This is a genomic window from Winogradskyella costae, assembly GCF_013403865.1.
Taxonomy (GTDB): domain Bacteria; phylum Bacteroidota; class Bacteroidia; order Flavobacteriales; family Flavobacteriaceae; genus Winogradskyella; species Winogradskyella costae.
The window spans coordinates 1,283,553-1,305,335 of the sequence record NZ_JABFDK010000001.1 but is presented as its reverse complement, the minus strand read 5'-3'; the positions used below and the strand labels follow the sequence as shown (position 1 = coordinate 1,305,335).

Below are 21,783 nucleotides of genomic sequence, written 5' to 3'. Positions count from 1 at the left end.
ATGAAATGCGTATATTTTTAACATTTAACACTTAATACAAGGAATTTACTCACAAAAAAACCGCTATAAATTAGCGGTTTCAATTTTATAAATAGATTTATTTACAAGGTCATTTCTGGTATATCTCCTTCAATTATTAAATCTCCTTCCGTCGCGTTTTCTATGTCGTCTACAGAGACTCCTGGAGCGCGTTCTAGAAGTTTAAATCCCTTAGGTGTTACTTCTATAACCGCCATATTTGTTACTATTTTCTTCACACAACCAACACCCGTTAACGGTAAAGAACACTTTTTCAACAGCTTAGATTCACCCGCCCTATTGGTATGCATCATCGCTACAATTATGTTCTCTGCACTAGCCACTAAATCCATAGCTCCCCCCATACCTTTCACCATTTTACCTGGAATTTTCCAATTAGCTATATCCCCATTTTCTGACACTTCCATAGCACCAAGTATTGTTAAATCAACATGTTGCCCTCTTATCATTCCAAAACTTGTAGCAGAATCAAAAAATGAAGCTCCCGGTAAGGTTGTTATCGTTTGTTTTCCTGCATTAATAATATCAGCATCTTCTTCTCCTTCAAAAGGAAATGGCCCCATTCCTAAAACTCCGTTTTCACTTTGGAATTCTACTTCAATATCGTCTCTTACGTAATTAGCCACTAAGGTCGGTATACCAATCCCTAGGTTGACGTAATATCCATCTTGCACTTCTTTGGCAATTCGCTTTGCTATCCCGTTTTTATCTAACATATCTGCTGTCTTCCTGCGGATGCAGAAATCTATTTAATTAAAATTTTATCTTTAGTCGTAGATTCCTGAATTTGCAGGAATTACAAATTTTGTATCCTAGTTAACTTCGTTCTCTTACCGTTAGTTGCTCAATTCTCTTTTCGTATGTCTCACCTTGAAATATACGTTGTACAAATATACCTGGGACATGAATTTGGTTAGGATCTAATTCTCCAACGGGTACTAACTCTTCAACTTCTGCAACAGTTATTTTTGCTGCACCACACATTACAGGATTAAAATTACGAGCTGTTCCTTTAAAAATTAAATTACCGGCCGCGTCCCCTTTCCATGCTTTTACAAAAGCAAAATCGGCTTTAAAAGCATGTTCTAACACATACATTTTTCCGTCAAATTCTCTAGTTTCTTTTCCTTCTGCTACTTCTGTTCCGTAACCTGCAGGTGTATAGATTGCAGGAAATCCTGCTTGCGCAGCTCTACATCGTTCTGCTAAGGTTCCTTGAGGAATTAATTCGACGTCTAATTCACCTGAAAGCATTTGCCGTTCAAACTCGTCGTTCTCGCCAACATAAGATGAGACCATCTTTTTAATTTGCTTTTGATGCAGCAATAAGCCTAAGCCAAAATCATCGACGCCAGCGTTATTGGATATACAAGTCAGTCCTTTTATATTACGCTTTACAAGATCGGCAATAGCATTTTCTGGAATACCAGAGAGGCCAAAACCACCGAACATAAACGTCATATTATCACTGACACCCTTGAGAGCTTCAGAAATAGTATCCACTTTTTTATTAATCATATTTAGAAAAATTTAGCTTCTGAAAAATACAAAACTAAGTCCTAAATTTATAATTAATAGTCATAAAAGAAGGGTGTGCCTAATCATGATTTTTAGAAATCGAACTCAATATTATCGACACCATCTGACTCATCAAGAATATCTCCTTCATCTTTAGCTGTACAGTCGATATCGATTTTTAAATTTGAAGGTTTTTCAAATTGTCCATTAGACACATCTAAGGTTTCGTCTGCATAGCAAGCATTCATGTATAATCCCCAAATTGGTAGTGCCATAGTTGCTCCTTGACCGTAAGTAATGTTTCTAAAGTGTGCTGCTCTATCTTCTGCTCCAACCCAAACACCAGTTACTAAGTTGGGCACCATACCCATAAACCAACCATCACTCTGGTTTTGCGTAGTACCCGTTTTACCGGCAATTGGATTTTGTAAATCATAAGGATACCCCGTCATGACTTCTCTATACATTTGATTGTATCTATCAACACCTTTAGATCTTAAACGTCCTCCTGAACCTGCTTTTGTAACCCCTTCCATCAGATTGACAGTAACATAAGCCACTTCTTCACTCAATACATCTTTACTCTCTGGAACAAATTGGTATAAAATGGTACCATTTTTATCTTCAATACGCGTTACCATTACGGGTCTGTTGTAAACTCCTTTATTAGCGAAGGTAGAATAGGCTGCCACCATCTCATAAACACTGATATCTGCTGTTCCTAAAGCAATAGCCGGAACTGGTAGAATCTCTGATGTAATTCCTAGTTTTCTAGCCATTTCCACAACAGGTTGTGGCCCCACCTCATTCATTAAACGTGCTGTAATTGTGTTCGTTGAACTCGCTAAAGCATCTTTTAATGATTGCTCTCCAGAATAGCTACCATCCGAATTTTTAGTAGTCCAAGGTTCTGGATTTCCAAACTTATTAGCCTCTATTGTAATTGGGGCTCTTGGAAATATATCGCAAGGAGATAACTGTAATTGATCAATCGCAGTCGCATAAACAAAAGGTTTAAACGTAGAACCAACTTGTCGTTTTCCTTGTTTCACCATATCATATTGAAAATGTCTGTAATTCATACCTCCAACCCAAGCTTTCACATGGCCCGTTTGTGGATCCATAGACATCATTCCAGGACGTAAAAACGATTTGTAGTAACGCATTGAATCTATAGGCTTCATAACTGTATCTATCTCACTAGCCTCCCCATCAATCCATTTAAAAACTCTCATTTCTGTTGGTTTCTGAAACGACGCTTCAATCTCCTTATCTGACTTTCCTTGTTTTTTAAGAATTCTCCAACGCTCACCACGTCTCATACCATCACTCATCAATTTATTAACCTCAGCAGTACTAAGATCTAAGAAAGGTGCTGTTTTATTACGTTCTGGAGTATTCTGGTTATCAAACTCAGCTTGTAATCTTGGCATGTGCTGCTTAACCGCATCTTCAGCATATTGCTGCATACGCGAATCTATCGTAGTGTATATCTTAAGACCATCGGTATATAAATCATATTTACTTCCATCAGGCTTTCTGTTTTCTTCATCCTTAGCCCAATCTTTCATAAAACCTCTAAGGTATTCTCTAAAATAGGTGGCAATGCCTTCGCGATGAGATTCTGGTGAATAATTTAAATCTAATTCTGTTTTTTGAAGTGAATCTCTTTCAGTTTCTGTGATGTAATCATATTTAGCCATTTGAGCTAGCACCACATTTCTTCGGTTTCTAACACCTACAGGGTTTTTATGAGGTCTTGGGTTGTATAAGGAGGAATTCTTAAACATACCAACTAACATCGCCGATTCTTTTACATCTAAGTCTCTTGGTTCTTTTCCGAAATAAATACGAGATGCAGAACGTATACCATCACCATTATTACCAAAATCATAGATATTAAAATACATAGCAATAATTTCTTCCTTTGTGTATTGGCGCTCTAAGCGAATGGCTATGACCCATTCTTGTATTTTTTGAATTATAGCATTGGTTGTATTGTCTTTATCCCTAACTCCAATAAATAATTGTCTTGCCAACTGTTGTGAAATCGTACTTGCGCCACCTTTACTTCCTAAAAAGGCAAAAGCTCTAAGAGTACCTCTTCCATCAATTCCAGAATGTTCGTAATGGCGCACATCTTCTGTAGCAATTAAGGCATCTACTAAATTTTTTGGTAAATCTTCATAACCAATTGGAGTTCTATTATCATCAAAATAAAACTTACCTAAGGTTTGATCATCAGAGGATATTATTTCCGAAGCCAAATTCGTTTCAGGGTTTTCTAATCTCGTATAATCTGGCATTTCACCTAATACACCCCAAGATGCTAATAAAAATATCAACACTACAGCTGAGATGCCACCTAAAAATAAGATCCAAAACCAACGTACATATTTTGAAAAATCTAACGTTTCTGATTTAGATTTCGCTGTCTTCTTTTTTGCCATATTCACTACTTTTGAGCTTGTTCTACTCTAAAACCAATATCTGTTATTCCTTGTAAATTCTCGACACCCTTAACAACACCATTATTTCGCATAGCGTGCTGAATGTTGACCGTGTAATCACCTTCTTCATTAAATTTAAAAGGGTGATCGAAACCTCTAAACCATAATTTATTTTCTTTTAAATCTGAAAATCCAGTACCTAAAAGTTCACCATTTGGTGCTGCCATTTTATATTCTAAGGTATCTTTTATTACTTTTCCATTAGGGTAATTAATGTCTACAATAAGAAATAAATTACTAAATTTATAAGCGTTAGTATTCCTTAAATTAACATACAGATTATAATCCTTTAAAGTATCTGGTGCTTTAAAATTAAACGTCGCTATCGAATCTTTATGCCATTGGTTTGGCACTGACTTATAGCTATCGTATACAGCGTTAGAATCGCAACTTGTGAATAAAAAACAACAGATAATTATAAGAAATACCCCATTAACTTTTCTTAGCATTTGGCTTTGGCTTTGCATTAGAATTTTGATTGCGGTTTCGATTTCGAGGTTTGTTTTTATTGTTGCTTTGGTGATTCTTATTGTTTTTACGTTTCTTATTCGATTTTGGATTATCAAAACGTGTTAAACTATCTTGACCTACAACGTTCTCAAACTCATTTTTAGTATCCTGAATATGCTCAACAGCATACTCTTCTAAACTAGCTACTTTTTCTTTATTCCTATTCTTTTTAATAATTTCACTAGCTTGGTCTGTAGTGATAATGTGCCAATTCATCCATTCACCTTCGTAAGCATACCACATTAAGCCTTTAAAAATATCCGTTTTCTGACAAACGGCATTTCCTTTTTCGGTATATAATTTAGTATCCGCTTTAGGGAATGCTTTTAACGCATCTAAATAAGAATCTAACTCGTAATTAAGACAACATTTTAACTTACCACATTGTCCTGCCAATTTTAAAGGGTTTAAAGATAATTGTTGGTAACGTGCCGCCGAGGTGCTCACAGATCTAAAATCCGTTAGCCATGTAGAACAACACAACTCTCTACCACAAGAGCCAATACCACCAAGTCTTGCAGCTTCTTGTCTAAAGCCAACTTGTTTCATTTCAATACGTGTTCTAAACTCACGAGCAAAAACTTTAATTAACTCTCTAAAATCAACACGTTCTTCTGCAGTGTAGTAAAATGTAGCTTTACTTGCATCTCCTTGAAATTCAATATCTGAAATTTTCATCTTCAATTTCAAATCTATTGCAAATTGACGCGCTTTAACTTTCATTGGTTCTTCTCTATCTCTAGCTTCAGACCAAATATCAATATCTTTTTGAGATGCTTTTCTATATATTTTTAAAACATTTTCTGCGTCATCTAATCTTACTTTCTTACGCTTCATTTGTACACTTACTAATTCTCCAGTAAGGGTAACCATACCAATATCGTGACCAGATTTTGCTTGTGTTGCCACAATATCTCCAATACTTAATGTAAGGTTTTCTGTATTTTTATAATAGTGTTTTCTGCCATTTTTAAAACGCACTTCAACACCAATAAAGGGATCTTGTCCATTTGGTAGTGACATATTAGCTAACCAATCAAAAACAGTAAGTTTATTGCAGCTATCTGTACCACAAGTCCCATTGTTTTTGCATCCTTTTGGTTGGCCATCTTCTCCAGTTGAGCAACTGTTACAAGCCATAAAATTTTATATATTAAATCTCGACTATCAAAAGCCTAGATATAGGATTCGTAAATAATTAATGAGTAAAGATATGATTATTTCCTGAGTTAACTAAAGTCTGATTTGTTATTCCGACACATCATTCTTCTGTGACACTAAAAAGTTTAATGCTCCTCTATTAATATTTTTAATTACAGAACGCGAAGTTTAGGTGAACTCTATTTCGTAATTCAATTTATTTGACAACGATTTTAACTGTGTTTTAGACTTAAATATATTAGAAAACAAGGTATTACTCCAGCCAATTCTTTTTGAGTATTGCTGAAAGCTTTCCTCTCTCCAATTAAAACCTTCTTTCCAAAAGGCGTTTGGTGAGATATAGCAAAATGTATAATCAAAAATAAAGCTTGATTGATTTTCTGAGTCTAATTTAGAAATTGTATTAGGAGCCATAAGCGTAATATTATTACCCTCGCAAGTAGCTCTTATTGTCTGTATGAGTTTTGGATAATCATTTGTTAATGATGAAATATCAAAATCATTATATTCTGTATTTCCAATTTTTTGAATTGGTCGAATTTGTAATATATCAAAGCTTCTAGCATCAAAATGATTAAAAAACTCATTAAGCTCGTAAAAATTATCCTTGTTAAAAGTATAATTTATTCTAACTTTAAAATCATAAGTTTCCTTAAGCTTCTTAAAAATATTGAACGCATTATGAAATTTCTCATAACTCGCTTTTTTCATAAAACCTTCGTAACTTTCTTTAGTTACTCCATGAAGCGAAATTGTAAACTCATTTAAACCAGCTTTTAAAAGTGCTTCAATTTTTTCTTCAGTTAGCAAATTAGCGTTTGTTGTAATGGAAATATAAGGCACGTTATAATGCTTCCCTAATTCTACAATTTTTACAAGATTTTTATAAAGTGTAGGCTCAGTTCCGCAACCAATTTGAAGCTTTAAAGCACGTTTAAAAATAGTTTTTGCAACGCGTTCCAAATCCTCATCTTTAAATTGTCCTTTTAGTGTTTTTACATAATCTTCATCTGTAAAATAACACATTTTACAACGCAAATTACAAGCCATTACAGGATCTAAATTAACCGCTAAATACCGCTTATTAAATTTATGCAATAGAAAAAGCCCAAAGAATTTAATCCTATGACTCTTAATTTTTCTGTTAAGTTGTAAAAGCTTGTAAATATTCATTTAAACTTTTTTGCTCAAGGTATCAAAAATATTACGCAAATCCTTTTTAAAAGGCAAATGATCCGCACGCCCTTTTTTGAAAATATCATTGCTATTACCCTGCCCTTTTCGCAATGCCTTCTGTTCTTCGAATGGTAATTGATTTATTTCCTTACAGTTTGAAGAACAACAGTTTTCCATTTTCTCTTTACAAGAATCACATTGAATAAATAATAAATGACACGCTTCATTAGCACAATTGGTATGTAAATCTGCAGGCTCACCGCATTGATGACAATTAGCAATTACATCATCACTGATACGCTCTGACCGTCTTTCGTCGAATACAAAGTTTTTACCTAAGAATTTATTTTCTAAACCCTCTGCTTCAATTTGTCTCACGTAATTAATGATACCACCTTCAAGTTGAAACACATTTTTAAAGCCTTTATGTTTATAATAAGCACTTGCCTTTTCACAACGGATTCCTCCTGTACAATACATTACTAATTTCTTGTCTTCTTTGTGTTCTCTTAAATCTTCTTCAATTAAATCTAAAGATTCACGAAACGTATCTACATCTGGTGTTACGGCATTTTTAAAATGACCGATTTCACTTTCGTAATGATTACGCATATCTACCAAAACGGTGTTCGGATCCTCAATAAGTTCGTTAAATTTTTCAGCATTAACATGAACACCTTTATTAGTGACATCAAAAGACGCATCATTTAATCCGTCTGCGACTATTTTGTTACGTACTTTAACTTTCAACTTTAAAAATGCAAAATTATCGTGCTCAACAGCAATATTTAATCTTACATTTTCTAAAAAAGAAATGGTGTCTAAATGGTTTTTGAATGGCTCAAAATTCTCTGCAGGTACAGAAAGCTGGGCATTTATACCTTCGTTGGCCACGTAGATTCTTCCAAGAACCTCTAATTGGTCCCATGCAAGAAATAAGTGATTTCTAAAAATTTCGGTATTATTAATTTTGGCGTACTTGTAGAAAGAGATTGTTAAGCGTTCTTTTCCGGCTTGTTCAATAAGTTCTGCTCTTTCTTTTGCACTTAAGTTATTGTACAGTTGCATGCTATACTAATTTTTAAGGTTAAAGAATATTATAAAGTTACAAAGGTATCGTTTTTACTGAAAAAGCTTTAGAATAAGCATAAAAAAAGCACCTTGATTATTTCAAAGTGCTTTACTAAATTAACTTATCAACTTAGAACAAATTAAAAAGTTAACCTACATCGGCTTAACGGTTACTGAGGAATATTAAACGATAACTGAAACACCTAATGCTTTACTTAAAAAGTGGAAAAATAATTCAACTTCTTAAGGCAATCATAGCAATTATTTCCTTTTTCATTTAATAGATGTAGAAAGTACTAAAAGGTTGCGTCTCAAAGTAAATTTTAACTTCCATATAAAACGCAATCGAAGATTTATAAACTTTAGATAAAAAATATTTGACTTGCATTTGTAGTAATTTGAAACGAGAAATGCTATTAATTAAAATAAGTGGTATTTTTGAATTATAATTAATAAAGAATTCTAAGAAAACGGAACATATGAGTAGTGAAAAAGACGCAAAATTAAAAGCTTTAAAATTAACTTTAGACAAGTTAGATAAGGCTTACGGAAAAGGAACGGTAATGAAAATGAGCGATCAAGCGGTGGTAGATGTTGAAGCTATCTCTTCTGGCTCATTAGGATTGGATATTGCTTTAGGTGTTGGAGGTTACCCAAGAGGACGTGTTATTGAAATATATGGACCAGAATCTTCTGGTAAAACAACTTTAACATTGCACGCTATAGCAGAAGCTCAAAAAGCAGGTGGTATTGCAGCATTTATTGATGCAGAGCATGCTTTTGATCGTTTCTATGCAGAAAAATTAAATGTAGATATTGATAATTTAATTATCTCTCAACCAGATAACGGAGAGCAAGCTCTAGAGATTGCCGATAATTTAATTAGATCTGGTGCTATTGATATCGTGGTTATTGATTCTGTTGCTGCCTTAACACCGAAAAGTGAAATCGAGGGAGAAATGGGAGATTCTAAAATGGGCTTACACGCACGTTTAATGTCTCAGGCACTTAGAAAATTAACAGCTTCGATTAGTAAAACTAATTGTACTGTAATTTTCATTAACCAATTACGTGAAAAAATTGGTGTAATGTTCGGTAATCCTGAAACAACTACAGGTGGTAACGCCTTAAAATTTTACGCTTCTGTTCGTTTAGACATTAGACGTTCAACACAAATTAAAGATAGTGATAGCAACGTAATGGGTAACAAAACCAGAGTAAAAGTGGTTAAAAACAAAGTAGCACCACCTTTTAGATTGGCTGAATTCGATATTATGTATGGCCAAGGTATCTCAAAAGTAGGAGAGGTTTTAGACCTTGCTGTAGAGCATGAAATTGTTAAGAAAAGCGGATCATGGTTTAGTTATGGAGATACAAAACTAGGACAAGGACGTGATGCTGTAAAGATGATCATTAAAGATAATCCAGATCTTATGGATGAATTAGAAGAAAAAGTTAGAGCATTAATTAATGAAGCTAAATAAATCTTTCCTTTAAACACACTTATTCTATTAAAAAAAACGCTCTGAAAATTTCAGAGCGTTTTTTTTATCATGTTAATATATCCGTATATACTATAACAAATCTAACTATTAGCAACTTGCCGACTAAACAACTGCAGTACTTCTAAATATAAAACTCTGAATTTTACAGTGGTTTTAAAATAGTTAGATTACCAACACACCCTTTCTAAATCTAAACAAGTCAAGCACTTAAAGGGGGCGCCTTCTTTCTTTACTCTACTTTTCCCTTAACTTTAGTTTATAACCCCTTAAATATTCCTCTTAAGATGTATGAAAAATAAATCTTAGAAGATCACTAAAACTATTTAATACATAAGATAAAAATAATCAATTCTTTATTTGTATTTAGTCTAAATAAGGTTAAATTTGCCAAAAAAATACACCTTGAATAAATTAATACTTGTCTTAATTGCATTAAGTTTCAGCTTAAGTATTGTTGCGCAAACGGGTCGCATTTCTGGTTATATAATGTTTGATAATAACGAACCGTCATTAGGAGTATCTGTAACTCTTGAAAATGAATTCTTGAAAAAAGAAACGTCTGCGGGTGTTAACGGAGAATTCACCTTTAAAGATGTACCACACGGAAATTACTTGCTCAAAGTGTATTCTATAAATGCCAAAGGCATCACAAAACCAATTGTATTAAATTCTAATTCAGAAACTATTACCATAATTTTAGAATTAACAGACTATCAAGACTTACAAGAAGTTGTAGTAAAAACAAAAACCGAAAAACGCCAAAAAGAAGATAAAGGTTTTGCCGTCAATGTCGTTGAGACAAAAGAAATTAGCAAAAGAAACATTCAGCTTAACGAAATATTAAACACAACAGTAGGTGTTAAAGTACGCCAAGACGGAGGTTTAGGTTCAAACGTAGAATACAGTTTAAATGGTTTATCTGGCAGCGCAGTACGTATCTTTATAGATGGGATTCCCATTTCTATGTATGGCTCTTCATTTAATTTAAATAGTATTCCACCTTCAATGATTAAAAACATTGAAGTTTTTAAAGGTGTTGTTCCCGGTTATTTAGCAGATGATGCTTTAGGTGGAGCTATTAACATTGTACTTCAAAAAAGTATAAAAAACAGCTTAAATGCCTCAGTTTCCTACGGTTCATTCAACACGTTTCAAACGAGCTTAAATGGCTTATACCGTTTTGAAAAATCGGGTTTAACTATTAAAGCAACGGGTTTTCATAATTATTCAGACAACGATTATGAAGTTTCTGGAAGAAGTGTGGTCACTACAGGCTTAGGTGGTGTACAAACCCCAATTACAGCAAAAAGATTTAATGATGCCTATAGATCCACTGGCGGTATGGCACAAATTGGTTATACCGATGTAAAGTGGGCTGATCAATTTTTTGTAGGTATCACAGGTTCTGATGATTATAAAGAAGTACAGCATGGCGCTTTTATGACGATTACTCCATATTATGGAAGATTTTTAGAGTCGGACGCCTTATTAGGAACTTTAAATTATCAAAAGAAAGACCTATTAACTAAAGGACTTGATGTTACAGTTAATGGTTTATATGGTAATCGAAACCGAGTAGTTAACGATACAGTGGCTTGGGCCTACAGCTGGAACGGCGAAAGAGCAATTGACTTTAGAGGAAACGAATACCAATATACCTGGGGTTCACAACAAGAAGGAGGTCCAACATTAGCAACTATTAAACGAAAAGTTTCATCCATTAGAACTGGATTATCTTACTCTATTAATAATCAGCATAAAATCTTATTAAACCATGTTTACAGTGGTATTGACAGAGAAGACAGTGACGCTTTGCAATCTGTATTAGAAAACACATTTGTAGGTACAAGAGATTTGTATAAAAATATTTACGCTTTAACCTATGAATTGAGCGCTTTTGAAAACAAACTAAAAACCAATTTATTTGGGAAACACTATAGGCAAAAAACGGTTAGTATTGATCCGGCTATAGAAACGAATTCGAGTGGTGATGATATTATTGTAGACGAAATTGTAAAAAGTAATAATACATATGAAGGATATGGATTTGCAGCTTCTTACGCACTTACACCCAACGTTACGATATTAACTTCAGCAGAAAAAGCAATACGTCTACCAAACGAAACCGAAGTATTTGGTAATGATGGAGACAATGTAGTTGCTAATCCAAGCATTAGACCAGAGCTTAGTAACAACATCAATTTAGGGTTTAGATTCGGGAAGTTTAAATTTAAAAAGCACGAATTCGCTATTTCAACCAATTTTTTTACGCGAAATATTACAGATAAAATTGGTTTACCGATAGAGACCTCACTCAATGTAAATGACGAATTAATATTATATGTTAATCAAGGTAATGCTAAATCTAAAGGAATAGATGCACAATTAAATTATACCTACAACAATAACTTTAGTCTTAATTTTAACGTCTCTAATTTCGATTTAACAACAGAAACGGTAAACGGTACAGAAATAGCAATTCCCAATACCCCATTTCTAACAATGAATGGAAGTTTACGATATTCACTTAAAGATTTAATTCAAAAAAAATCGACTTTAAATCTATTCTACACTACTTATTTTACTGACGAATTCTCATACTTAGTCCCTCAAGGATCTAACACGGTTGGTGATGATTTTTTTAAAGTACCACAACAATTAAATCAAGACTTTGGACTTAGTTACACATTTCCAAATCAGAAATTAGTGATGAGTTTTGACATTAAAAATATATTCGACAAACCTATATACGACAACCTATCGGTACAAAAACCTGGTCGTGCTTTTTATTTAAAGCTAAATTATTTTATTAATAACTTTTAAAAATCAATTATAATGAAAAATCAATTTTTATACCTTAAATTTTTTGCATTTAGTGCATTATTACTAACATTTAGTTGTAGTGATGACGACATCAACACCTCTAATGGAGGAGGTAATCTCGAAGACGGTAGATGGATTACCGTTGCAGCAGCAAGAATGGGAGAAGTACCTGGTGATGGTAATGGAGGAACTTTAATTTACGCTCTAAGCAGTACAGATGCAAAAGACCCAACAGTATCGATAGAACCTTTTGAAAATGGTTTTATTGTACCTTCAAACAGAACGGCTCGTTTACAGTCTTCTGAAGATGGTAACACCATATTTAATATTAGTTATGCTGGTGACACCGGAGGTAACTACACAAAATACAATGTAGGAGGTGGAAACAACTTTACTCAGACAGGTTCTGACATTAGCATTGCTCCTTATGTAGGAACAGCGCCTAGATGGATTAAGTTATTTGATGGTGACCAAACAGGTTCAGCTGTATATGTAAACACAGAAAACGAATTCGATGCAGAAGGTAATTATACACGTACAGAAGCTACAATAGGTGTTGTAACTTTAGATTTACAAAACTCTCAAATCAATGAGTTTCAAGAACACAGTGTTCCTTTAAGCCCAGAAGAAGAAGCGCAAGGTTATTATATCTCTAGAATTGACATGCCTACACTTAATGCTGCTGGAAATAAATTATATATTGGAGCGCGTTTAAGTAAGCTTGATCCTGCAACTACAGAAAGCGATAGTGATTTTGAAATTTTAGGATCTAAAACTATTGTATTAGACTATCCTTCTTTATTAAATCCAACTGTAATTACGTCTACAATAAGCAATGGTAATACTAATGGATACCGTAGCATTAATGCTTTCGAATATAACGGAAGTGTTTACCAAGCCAATCAAAGTGACCCAGAAGGTTCTCATATATTAAAAATTGATGCTAATAATCAATATGATGACTCTTACGATTTCAATTTAGACGATGCCTTAGGTGTTCAGGATTCTTACATTTTGGCTTGGAGACCTGCTTCTAACGGAAAAGCTGTAGTAGCTTACCGTGATGCTAGCTCTGTTGAAGGAGTCGCTGGAGCTCAAGGATTTTTTGCACTTGTTGACTTAAACACAAAAACAGCTCAAAAAATCAATAGTATTCCTTATGACCCAGACTTTTACTTATTTCAATACCAAGGCTTTGTCGTTGACGGTACAGAAATCTATGTTACTCAAGCTCCTGTAGGAGAAAACGGAAACATTTACGTTATAGATACTGAAACAGGTGCAGTGACTGTAGGTGCAGAACTTGTTAATGTTGAAGGTAGCCACTATATAGGAATGTTCTAAAACTAGTTATAACTCCAAGTAAGGAGTTTCTATCAAAATTCTTAAATTCAAATTTTAAATCCTGAAATTATTTTTCAGGATTTTTTTTGTTTTAGACGCAACCCTTTTGCATTTTCTGCATCTACAGGTTGAAATTGATTATTTTAAATTATGAAAAAAATTGCCCTTTTAGCCTTTATTTTTCTTTCAACGTTTACATCTTGTAGTCTTGATGATGATAACACCTACGTTGGTACAATAGTGATACCAATTGAAAGTGTTGAAATACCCGAAGAATTTGTTTATGGTGAAACCTATGAAATTAAGATAACTTATAATCGTCCTTCAACGTGCTACCAATTCTACAATTTCTTGTACGATATTAATGGAAATGAGCGTACCGTTGCCGTGATTAATTCGGTTTATTCAAATTCATCTTGTATTGAAGAAGAAGAATCTATTACTGTATCTTTAAACTTTATAGTTACCGGAACAGAAACCTATCTTTTTAAGTTTTATCAAGGTCATGACGAAGAAGGAGAAGATCAGTATTTTTTAGTAGAAGTCCCTGTTCTTAGCGAAAGACCTAATACTGAAGCTACATTTTTAGATTAATTATTAACTAATCCCTTAACGAATGTGAGTTTAGACAAGCTCATAGAAAATTGTATTAAACAAGATGCAGAAGCTCAAAGCCAATTATACAAGCAGTTTGCAAGTAAGTTATTTTCGCTTTGTCTTAAGTACTCTAAAAATTATGCAGAAGCAGAAGATAACCTGCATGATGCATTTATAACTGTTTTTAGTAAAATAGAGCAGTATAATAATAAAGGTTCTTTTGAAGGTTGGCTAAAACGCATTGCAATTAATACATCGTTGCAGCGCTACAGAGAAGATGTTGGTGTGTATGATATCGTTAACGAAGGTAATATCGAAGATGTTTCTGTAGACATTAATGATGATAATGTGAGTATTGATTTTTTATTAAAAATCATTCAAGAATTACCCGATAGATATAGATTAATTTTTAATTTATATGTTTTAGATGGTTATTCTCATGTAGAAATAAGTGAATTAATTCAAATTTCAACAGGCACCTCAAAATCTAACTTAGCACGAGCAAGGTTGATTTTAAAACAAAAGATTGAAACCTACAAAGCGAGCCCAAAGTCGCAGAGTTTATAGAATGAGTGATAAGAAGAACATAGATCGACTTTTTCAAGAAAAGTTTAAAGATTTTGAAGTGGCACCTAACGACGCACTCTGGGATCGTATAAACGAAAGTCTTCCTAATAAAAAGAAAAAGCGAAGAGTCATTGCTCTTTGGTGGCAGATGGGTGGCGTCGCAGCAGCTATTGCATTCTTGTTTACTGTTGGGGTTACTTTATTTAATTCGGACGATAGTAATTCTCAAGAATTCCCTGTTGTAAATACAGAAGATTCGAATAACACATCAAAAAAAGATAATTCTAATTCCTCAATACTTAGCGATCAGAATGATCTTAGAATAGCTCCGGACAAAAATACTGAGATTGTGGATTCTAATTCAGACATAGAACAAAAATCTAATATTAACCGTTCTGAAAGTGAAGCATCTAAAAACATCAAATCTTCTGATCTGACAACAACATCTAATGCGTCAAACCACAAATCTAATACTGTTGCTAACAATACTAGTAAAGAGAAATTAAATGTCTCTGAATCTCAAAAACTAAAACAATCTTTAGCAGTTGCAGATAAACCATCTCAAGTAAAGGGCACAAATCAAACCGAAATATCTCTTTCCAATTTAAAGACAGGTGAAAAACCACAGTCAACATCTGAAGCAGAAATAAAATCTGTAACCAAAAAGACTATTGAAGAGACCAAGGCTACTCTTGCAGAAAACGCTACGTCGAGAAAAGTAGAATCTAAGACCAAAAAAGAAAATGACACCGAACCTGAAAGTTTAATTACTAAACAATTAGAAGAACAAACCATTGAAAATGCTATTGCAGAACACAATGAAACTATAGATGAAGAAGAAAAAGAAGATGAACAAAACAGGTGGAGCATTGCCCCAAATGTTGCGCCTGTTTATTTTAATTCTTTGGGTCAAGGTTCTTCTTTAGACAAGCAGTTTAACGAAAATTCTAAAAGCTCTGATATTAATATGAGCTATGGAATTGCTGGTAGTTACGCTATTTCTAAAAAACTAAGAATTAGAGCAGGTGTTAACCGTATTAGACTTAACCAAACCACGTCAGACGTTTTTGCTTTTGCAGGTGCAGAAACACACTCTAGAGGTGCAGATGCCTCTTTTAATAATATCTCTTTTAGTTCAGATGTGGGCCCTATCTCTCTTATGAGTTATAAGCCAATTAATAGGTCCTCTACTCCAGAATTATTTAACACTCAAGCTACCGGAGAAATAGATCAACGCTTTGGCTTTATAGAAATCCCTTTAGAGTTAGAGTATAGATTATTAGACACTAAGTTCGGAATCAATGTTATTGGTGGATTTAGTACGCTCTTTTTAAATGAAAATGAAATTTATGCTGATATTAATGGAAGCACAACTTCTATTGGACAAGCTAACAATATTAAAGATACGAGTTTTAGTGCCAATTTTGGTTTGGGCATGGATTACAGTCTTTCTAAACAATGGAATGTAAATCTTGAACCCACATTTAAGTATCAAATAAACACCTTTAATAATACTGCAGGAGATTTCAAACCTTTCTTTATTGGAGTGTACACAGGATTAAATTATAAGTTTTAGGTTAACTTATGTTAGGTTATTGCAAATAACACGCTATGAATTATGCAATGATGACAAAAGCTACTCTTGGTTAGAGTGGCTTTTTTTTTGTAATATGATTACTACTCAATTCGTCCCAAATTAAAGTCCGAGCTTTTTCATTTAATGCTTTTGTATCTGCAGTCTGTAAACCACTGGTTGGTATGAACTGATGAATTTTTGCTCGCATTTTACCAGGGCTGCCACTAAAAAAAGTATAAGAAAATCGTTTTTTATTATCGTAGAATGTAATGGGTACAACAGGTATTTGATGATTAATAGCTAAGCGAAAGGCTCCATCTTTAAATTCATCTAACAAAATATGCTCTTCTGGCACTCCTCCTTCGGGAAAGATACAAATACTTACCCCTTGTTTTAAGCGTCTTTGTGCTCTTAAAAATACGGCCTGTCTACTTTTGGCACTGCTCCTATCTACTAAAATACATGTACGCTTATAAAAGAATCCAAATAATGGAATTTTCGCCAATTCCTGTTTTCCTACAAATACAAAAGGATTTTTAACGGCCACTAGCATTAGCATAATGTCTGCCATAGAGGTATGGTTGGCTACAAACATGTAACTCTTATTAGGATTTGGTGTTTCCTCTCTAGTAATTTTATATCCAAAACCCATACCTATTAAAATAAACTTAGACCAGATACGCGCTAGCTTAAAAAAATACCGATACCATTCCTCTCTAGAGATTGAAATAATCAATAAAGGAAACATTAAAAGTATCGGAATGGCAACTAAAATATAGAACCAAATACGATACAACAGCCAAAATGGATATTTAAAAAATGCCATAGCACCAAAACTAGTTAATTAAATTAAGAACTCATTTATACTTTTTCTATTTGCTGAAAAATTGTTCTTTAAAATTACATTTTGCCTTTTTATAATTCCGTAGTGATGCTATGCAATCCAAAAAAGTCTTCATTTATCTTTAAAATTGCTAATTTTCCTCTAAACACAAAAAATGTAAATGAGCTCTTAATGACTTCTTATAGTCTACTAAAAAATTTACCTTTGTTTTTTACAATTTAAGTTTAATTTAAAAAGATTTCTGCTTTCGCAGGAAGTGAACATGGCAAGAATACTAACAGGAGTACAAAGTACAGGAACACCACATTTAGGGAACATCTTAGGCGCAATTTTACCGGCAATAGACATGGCAAACGATGCTAATAACGAATCGTTTTTATTTATTGCAAATTTGCACACGCTGACGCAAATTAAAGATGCTGATGAATTAAGAAACCATACCTATTCTGTAGCTGCAACTTGGCTTGCTTGTGGATTAGATATTGAAAAAACAGTATTTTATAGACAAAGTGATATTCCCCAAGTGACTGAATTGTCTTGGTATTTAAGCTGTTTCTTCCCATACCAACGTTTAACGCTCGCTCATGGTTTTAAAGATAAAGCCGATCGTTTAGAAGATGTTAACTCTGGTTTATTCACCTATCCTATGCTTATGGCTGCCGATATCTTATTATATGATGCAGAAATTATTCCGGTTGGAAAAGATCAATTACAACATATTGAAATGACTCGTGATGTGGCGTCTCGTTTTCATGCGAAGATGGGAGATGCTTTTGTTTTACCTGAAGGAAAGATTTTAGAAAGCGGTATGCTTATACCAGGAACCGATGGTGAAAAAATGAGTAAGAGTCGCGGTAATTTTATCAATATTTTTTTACCAGACAAACAATTACGTAAAAAAATAATGTCTATAGAAACGGATAGCACAGCTCTTGAAGATCCAAAAGAATGGGCTACTTGTAATTGTTTTTCTATTTATAGTTTGTTAGCTTCTGAAACTCAAATTACAGAAATGAAAGCTAATTATGAAGGGGGAAATTACGGTTATGGCCATGCAAAACAAGCCTTATATGAATTGGTAGTGGAGCGTTTTGAAAAGGAAAGAGAACGCTACCATTATTATATGAATAATCTTGAAGAGGTCGATGCTGCTTTAGCTAAAGGTGCTGCTAAAGCGAAATTGGTTGCTGATGACGTGTTACAACGCGTTAGAGAAAAGGTTGGATATTAATCAATCCTAATTTTTAAAAATTTCAAATAAAAAAGACCTCTATTACTTCTATAGAGGTCTTTTTAGTTTGATAATAAAAGAAATTAATTCTTAGTTTATAATTTTCTTAGTTACAGTAACATTACCTTCTAAAGTAATCGTTGCTAAATAAACTCCTTTAGAAAACTGGAAACTTTCACTCAACGTATTATTCTGTCCATTAGAAGCATAAGAAATCACTTGTCTTCCGTTGATATCATATACTTTGATGTCTTTAATTACAGAACCAGATCTTACATTTAATGTACCGTCTTTTACGTAAGCAAAAGTGCTAGACATTTCATTGTCGTCAATTGATAAAGTGGTTACATAACGCAAGTTAAATCTATCATTAATTTTTCCTTGTACTCCAGAAAAAGAATAAGGAGATGTTCTTAAGTCATGTTCAGTATTTAAAACCGTATCTTCAAGATAAATACCTACACTAGCATCTATAAATACGCTTCCTGCGAAATCACCTATAGCTATTTTGAAAATCCCATTTTCAGGTAATTCAATTCCTAATGGCACCACATCAGTATCTACAAATGGTAAAGGGCGCCCTTGAATTACCATTTCTTCATTGCTAATCATAGAATAAATACGCATTGTGTTGTCATCAGAATAAGCATCAAAAAGTCTGTCTTTAGCTAAAGTTGCACCTTCTACATAACCAACTAAAGTACTTGCAGAAACATCAGTAGCATCAATTAAGCTTAACCAAACTAAGTGCTTTTCTAAATCTTGAGCATTGTTTGTACCTCTGTAAAATCCAGAGTTATCGTATGCAACATCAGTAGCGTCAGAACGCATAGCATTTGTAAACGTTACCGAACCTTCTGAAGCACTATCATCAACCTGAACAAAGAATCCTTGACCAGAACCAATGAAACCATTTGTACTTTCTGGAGGATTGGCTCCTGTAAGGTTATAACTTACGTATGGCTCACCGTAGTTATAATTCAAATCTTGATAAGCAGAACTAGTTAAAGGTGTTGTCGTATTTGGGATTGCTGTATTATGCGCCCATATTTTAACATTACCTTCTAATAACGTGTTATCTGCCAATAACTGATCTGCACTAATAGCAGAAGGATAAGGATTTCCAATAAGGTTTCTATGTCTAGCTTCAACATTAGGTTGACTTCCTGTTGATTTAAAAACATTTACAGAAACATCCCCATTATTTGGCTTTCCAACAAAACTAGCTGTAAACCCAGTTGAAACAAATTCAGTTGGTACATTAACCGCATATCCTGAGCCAGCATTCATCGCTCCAGTTGTTAAAGACCAATCACCCACGGTACCGTTAGTATTAGGTGTATTTACACCCCAATTAAAAGCATTAGCTGCATATGGAGCAGTGATATTAGACACATCAAAATTAGCTACAGGAGATGACCATAATACATAATCATTATCGTTTAAATCTGTAACAAGACGTTCTACCTTAATCGACCCACTATTTTCATTACTTGTTACAATCTTAGTTTGAATTAAACTCGCACCATCTTCAAATGTTAATGACGCACCAGATTCTACTGTGACTTCACCATACAGCTTAAGTGTAGAACCAGAATCTATTGTTACATTACTTCCTGCAGGTACTAAGCAATCACACCCTTCAATATCGCCAGAGCTATTATAGTTAGAAGAAAACACTAAACCTCTATCTTTTGGCTCAACTACAATCCCTGCATTCTGATATACTGGAGGCAATTGCCACTCGGCGCCATTCCAATATACAGGTGTTCCACCTATTGATAAACTTACAGGTACTACTACAGATCCAAAAGCATTTGTTACTCTTAGTTTATAGTTTCCTATGCTTTCTGCATCTATATTACCGGGAAGGGTATAAGTACTACTATTAGCACCAAGAATTGGCTCATTATATTTTGTCCATTGATAAGACAATGTTTCTTCTGGCGCACCCGTAGCATTACCAGAAACTTCTGCTACAGCAGAAAATGTAATACTAGAATCGCTTGGTAAGTTACATACATACCTCGCTAATGGATATTCTGTAACTACTGGTGTCTTTATATCAAAAGACCCTCTATTATACGCAAGAAAGGCAAGATCGGCAGTACCACCAGCAACCATATTTATGTTGTTGATATCAGTAATATTAATATCATTAATTTCAAAATCTTCAAATTTAAATGCTACCATACGTAATGGTCTCTCTTCATTATTAGAAAATGATCTTACTGTCGGTGTTGCAATTCCATAATTAACACCAGGCAAAAAGCTATACAAGTCAAGTCTCCATTTTGCTAATAAAGCATCTCCATCATTATCAGTTTCTTCAGTAATCGTTATTCTTATAGGTCTTCCCACTACATTCTTATCAGCATCTGTATAATAATAGATATCAGTACTACCAGCTGCAGCTATCTGTGAAATTAAGAAATCTGGGATATCATCTTCTAAAGCACCTAACTGTCCTCCACTACTAAAAAACTCAACATCAGCAGTAGCATTAAAGTTGGTAACACCTGTTCCAATATCTAAACCATTTACACCGTCAGTAATAACATCAAACACGGTAGTTCCACTAATTTCTGGAGATGTAATTGCTGTTCCTTCTCCTGCTACTCCATCAATCATATCTGCCATGGCTAAATAATTGTTGGGGTTTGTTATTCCGTCAACACCATTAGTAGTATAAGCATAAAATAATTGTGAACTAAACGTAACACCATTATCTGTAAGCAACTGATCATTAACACCTGTAGAATACGTTACTCCGTTATAAGTAAAAGCCAATACATCGTGACTTGTATTTGGTTTTAAACTATTATTGGTAGGATCAGCTTTCCATTGTGACGATCTCCAAAACCCATTATAAGTTGTAAAGATTTCGGTTATTTTAGTCACATTACTCTCCGTACCATTTCTTAATGTTTTTGGAGTAGGGCTCACGTATTCCATATTTCGTCCTGTTGCAGTTCCGCTTAACATAAGCTCTCCTAACGTATCAACTGATCCAGAATGTGAAATTTTAAATGTCATTTCGGTATCACTTACTAAAGTAATACTCGCATTATTTATGCCTATACCACTTATACTAACTGACGTACCTTCTGTAAAACCAGTACCCAACACCGTAATTTGAGAATTGGTTGTAATCCGTGTTGGAAAAACTTGAGATACAAGTTCTGATTGTGCTAATAAGCCATTTGAAACTGTTAACAGTACTCCCAAAGCCGTCAACTTTATGGATTTAAGCACTTTAACTTTTAAAGTAATTTTTGAGTTCATGCATTAAGGTTTAGTTATAAGGTATG

General features: G+C 33.9%; 16 protein-coding genes. 7 read left to right on the top strand and 9 right to left on the bottom strand.

The features are described from left to right. Positions 1-101: 101 nt before the first annotated feature. From HM986_RS05550 to trhO, 7 genes are all read right to left on the bottom strand, one after another. Entirely contained in the window at positions 102-755 is a 654-nt protein-coding gene (locus HM986_RS05550; protein WP_179334052.1) for a CoA transferase subunit B, read from the bottom strand. 100 nt (positions 756-855) lie between these two features. After that, complete coding sequence (locus HM986_RS05545; protein ID WP_179334051.1) at positions 856-1,557, bottom strand: CoA transferase subunit A; 702 nt, start codon at positions 1,555-1,557, stop codon at positions 856-858. A 92-nt stretch (positions 1,558-1,649) separates the two neighbouring features. Continuing rightward, entirely contained in the window at positions 1,650-4,007 is a 2,358-nt protein-coding gene (locus tag HM986_RS05540) for a penicillin-binding protein 1A (RefSeq protein WP_179334050.1), read from the bottom strand. 5 nt (positions 4,008-4,012) lie between these two features. Further along, positions 4,013-4,516, bottom strand: coding sequence for a gliding motility lipoprotein GldH (locus HM986_RS05535; protein ID WP_179334049.1), 504 nt, complete (start codon positions 4,514-4,516; stop codon positions 4,013-4,015). Further along, a complete protein-coding gene (locus HM986_RS05530; protein WP_179334048.1) occupies positions 4,500-5,717 on the bottom strand; it encodes a PSP1 domain-containing protein in 1,218 nt (405 codons plus the stop codon). The genes HM986_RS05535 and HM986_RS05530 overlap by 17 nt, the downstream gene beginning before the upstream one ends. A 189-nt stretch (positions 5,718-5,906) precedes the next feature. Then, positions 5,907-6,911, bottom strand: a complete 1,005-nt coding sequence (locus tag HM986_RS05525) for a radical SAM protein (protein WP_179334047.1) — start codon at positions 6,909-6,911, stop codon at positions 5,907-5,909. After that, positions 6,912-7,982, bottom strand: coding sequence for an oxygen-dependent tRNA uridine(34) hydroxylase TrhO (gene trhO / locus HM986_RS05520; protein ID WP_179334046.1), 1,071 nt, complete (start codon positions 7,980-7,982; stop codon positions 6,912-6,914). A 482-nt stretch (positions 7,983-8,464) separates the two neighbouring features. Here trhO and recA point away from each other — a divergent pair, with 482 nt between their 5' ends. From recA to HM986_RS05490, 6 genes are all read left to right on the top strand, one after another. Beyond that, positions 8,465-9,469: a recombinase RecA gene (recA, locus tag HM986_RS05515; protein ID WP_179334045.1), complete on the top strand. Its 1,005-nt coding sequence runs from the start codon at positions 8,465-8,467 to the stop codon at positions 9,467-9,469. 423 nt (positions 9,470-9,892) lie between these two features. Beyond that, on the top strand, positions 9,893-12,313 hold the full coding sequence (locus tag HM986_RS05510) for a TonB-dependent receptor (RefSeq protein WP_262890550.1): 2,421 nt from the start codon (positions 9,893-9,895) through the stop codon (positions 12,311-12,313). A 12-nt stretch (positions 12,314-12,325) separates the two neighbouring features. Next, positions 12,326-13,657: a hypothetical protein gene (locus HM986_RS05505; protein ID WP_179334044.1), complete on the top strand. Its 1,332-nt coding sequence runs from the start codon at positions 12,326-12,328 to the stop codon at positions 13,655-13,657. Between the two features lie 150 nt (positions 13,658-13,807). Next, positions 13,808-14,251: a hypothetical protein gene (locus tag HM986_RS05500; RefSeq protein WP_179334043.1), complete on the top strand. Its 444-nt coding sequence runs from the start codon at positions 13,808-13,810 to the stop codon at positions 14,249-14,251. Between the two features lie 24 nt (positions 14,252-14,275). Further along, the gene (locus HM986_RS05495; protein ID WP_179334042.1) at positions 14,276-14,821 is read left to right on the top strand and encodes an RNA polymerase sigma factor; all 546 of its coding nucleotides are present in this window, start codon (positions 14,276-14,278) and stop codon (positions 14,819-14,821) included. After that, positions 14,781-16,397 carry a hypothetical protein gene (locus HM986_RS05490; RefSeq protein WP_218841396.1) on the top strand — a complete coding sequence of 539 codons (1,617 nt, stop codon included), beginning with the start codon at positions 14,781-14,783 and terminating at the stop codon, positions 16,395-16,397. Before HM986_RS05495 ends, HM986_RS05490 begins: the two co-directional genes overlap by 41 nt. A 70-nt stretch (positions 16,398-16,467) precedes the next feature. Here the strand turns inward: HM986_RS05490 and HM986_RS05485 are convergent, their stop codons facing one another. Beyond that, a complete protein-coding gene (locus tag HM986_RS05485) occupies positions 16,468-17,223 on the bottom strand; it encodes a lysophospholipid acyltransferase family protein (protein WP_179334040.1) in 756 nt (251 codons plus the stop codon). A 280-nt stretch (positions 17,224-17,503) separates the two neighbouring features. On the opposite strand from HM986_RS05485, the gene trpS reads away from it, so the two are divergent. Continuing rightward, positions 17,504-18,472, top strand: a complete 969-nt coding sequence (gene trpS, locus HM986_RS05480) for a tryptophan--tRNA ligase (protein WP_179334039.1) — start codon at positions 17,504-17,506, stop codon at positions 18,470-18,472. Between the two features lie 90 nt (positions 18,473-18,562). Here the strand turns inward: trpS and HM986_RS05475 are convergent, their stop codons facing one another. Beyond that, positions 18,563-21,757 (bottom strand): T9SS type A sorting domain-containing protein, encoded by a 3,195-nt coding sequence (locus HM986_RS05475; protein WP_179334038.1) that lies wholly within the window; start codon positions 21,755-21,757, stop codon positions 18,563-18,565. Positions 21,758-21,783 lie beyond the last annotated feature (26 nt).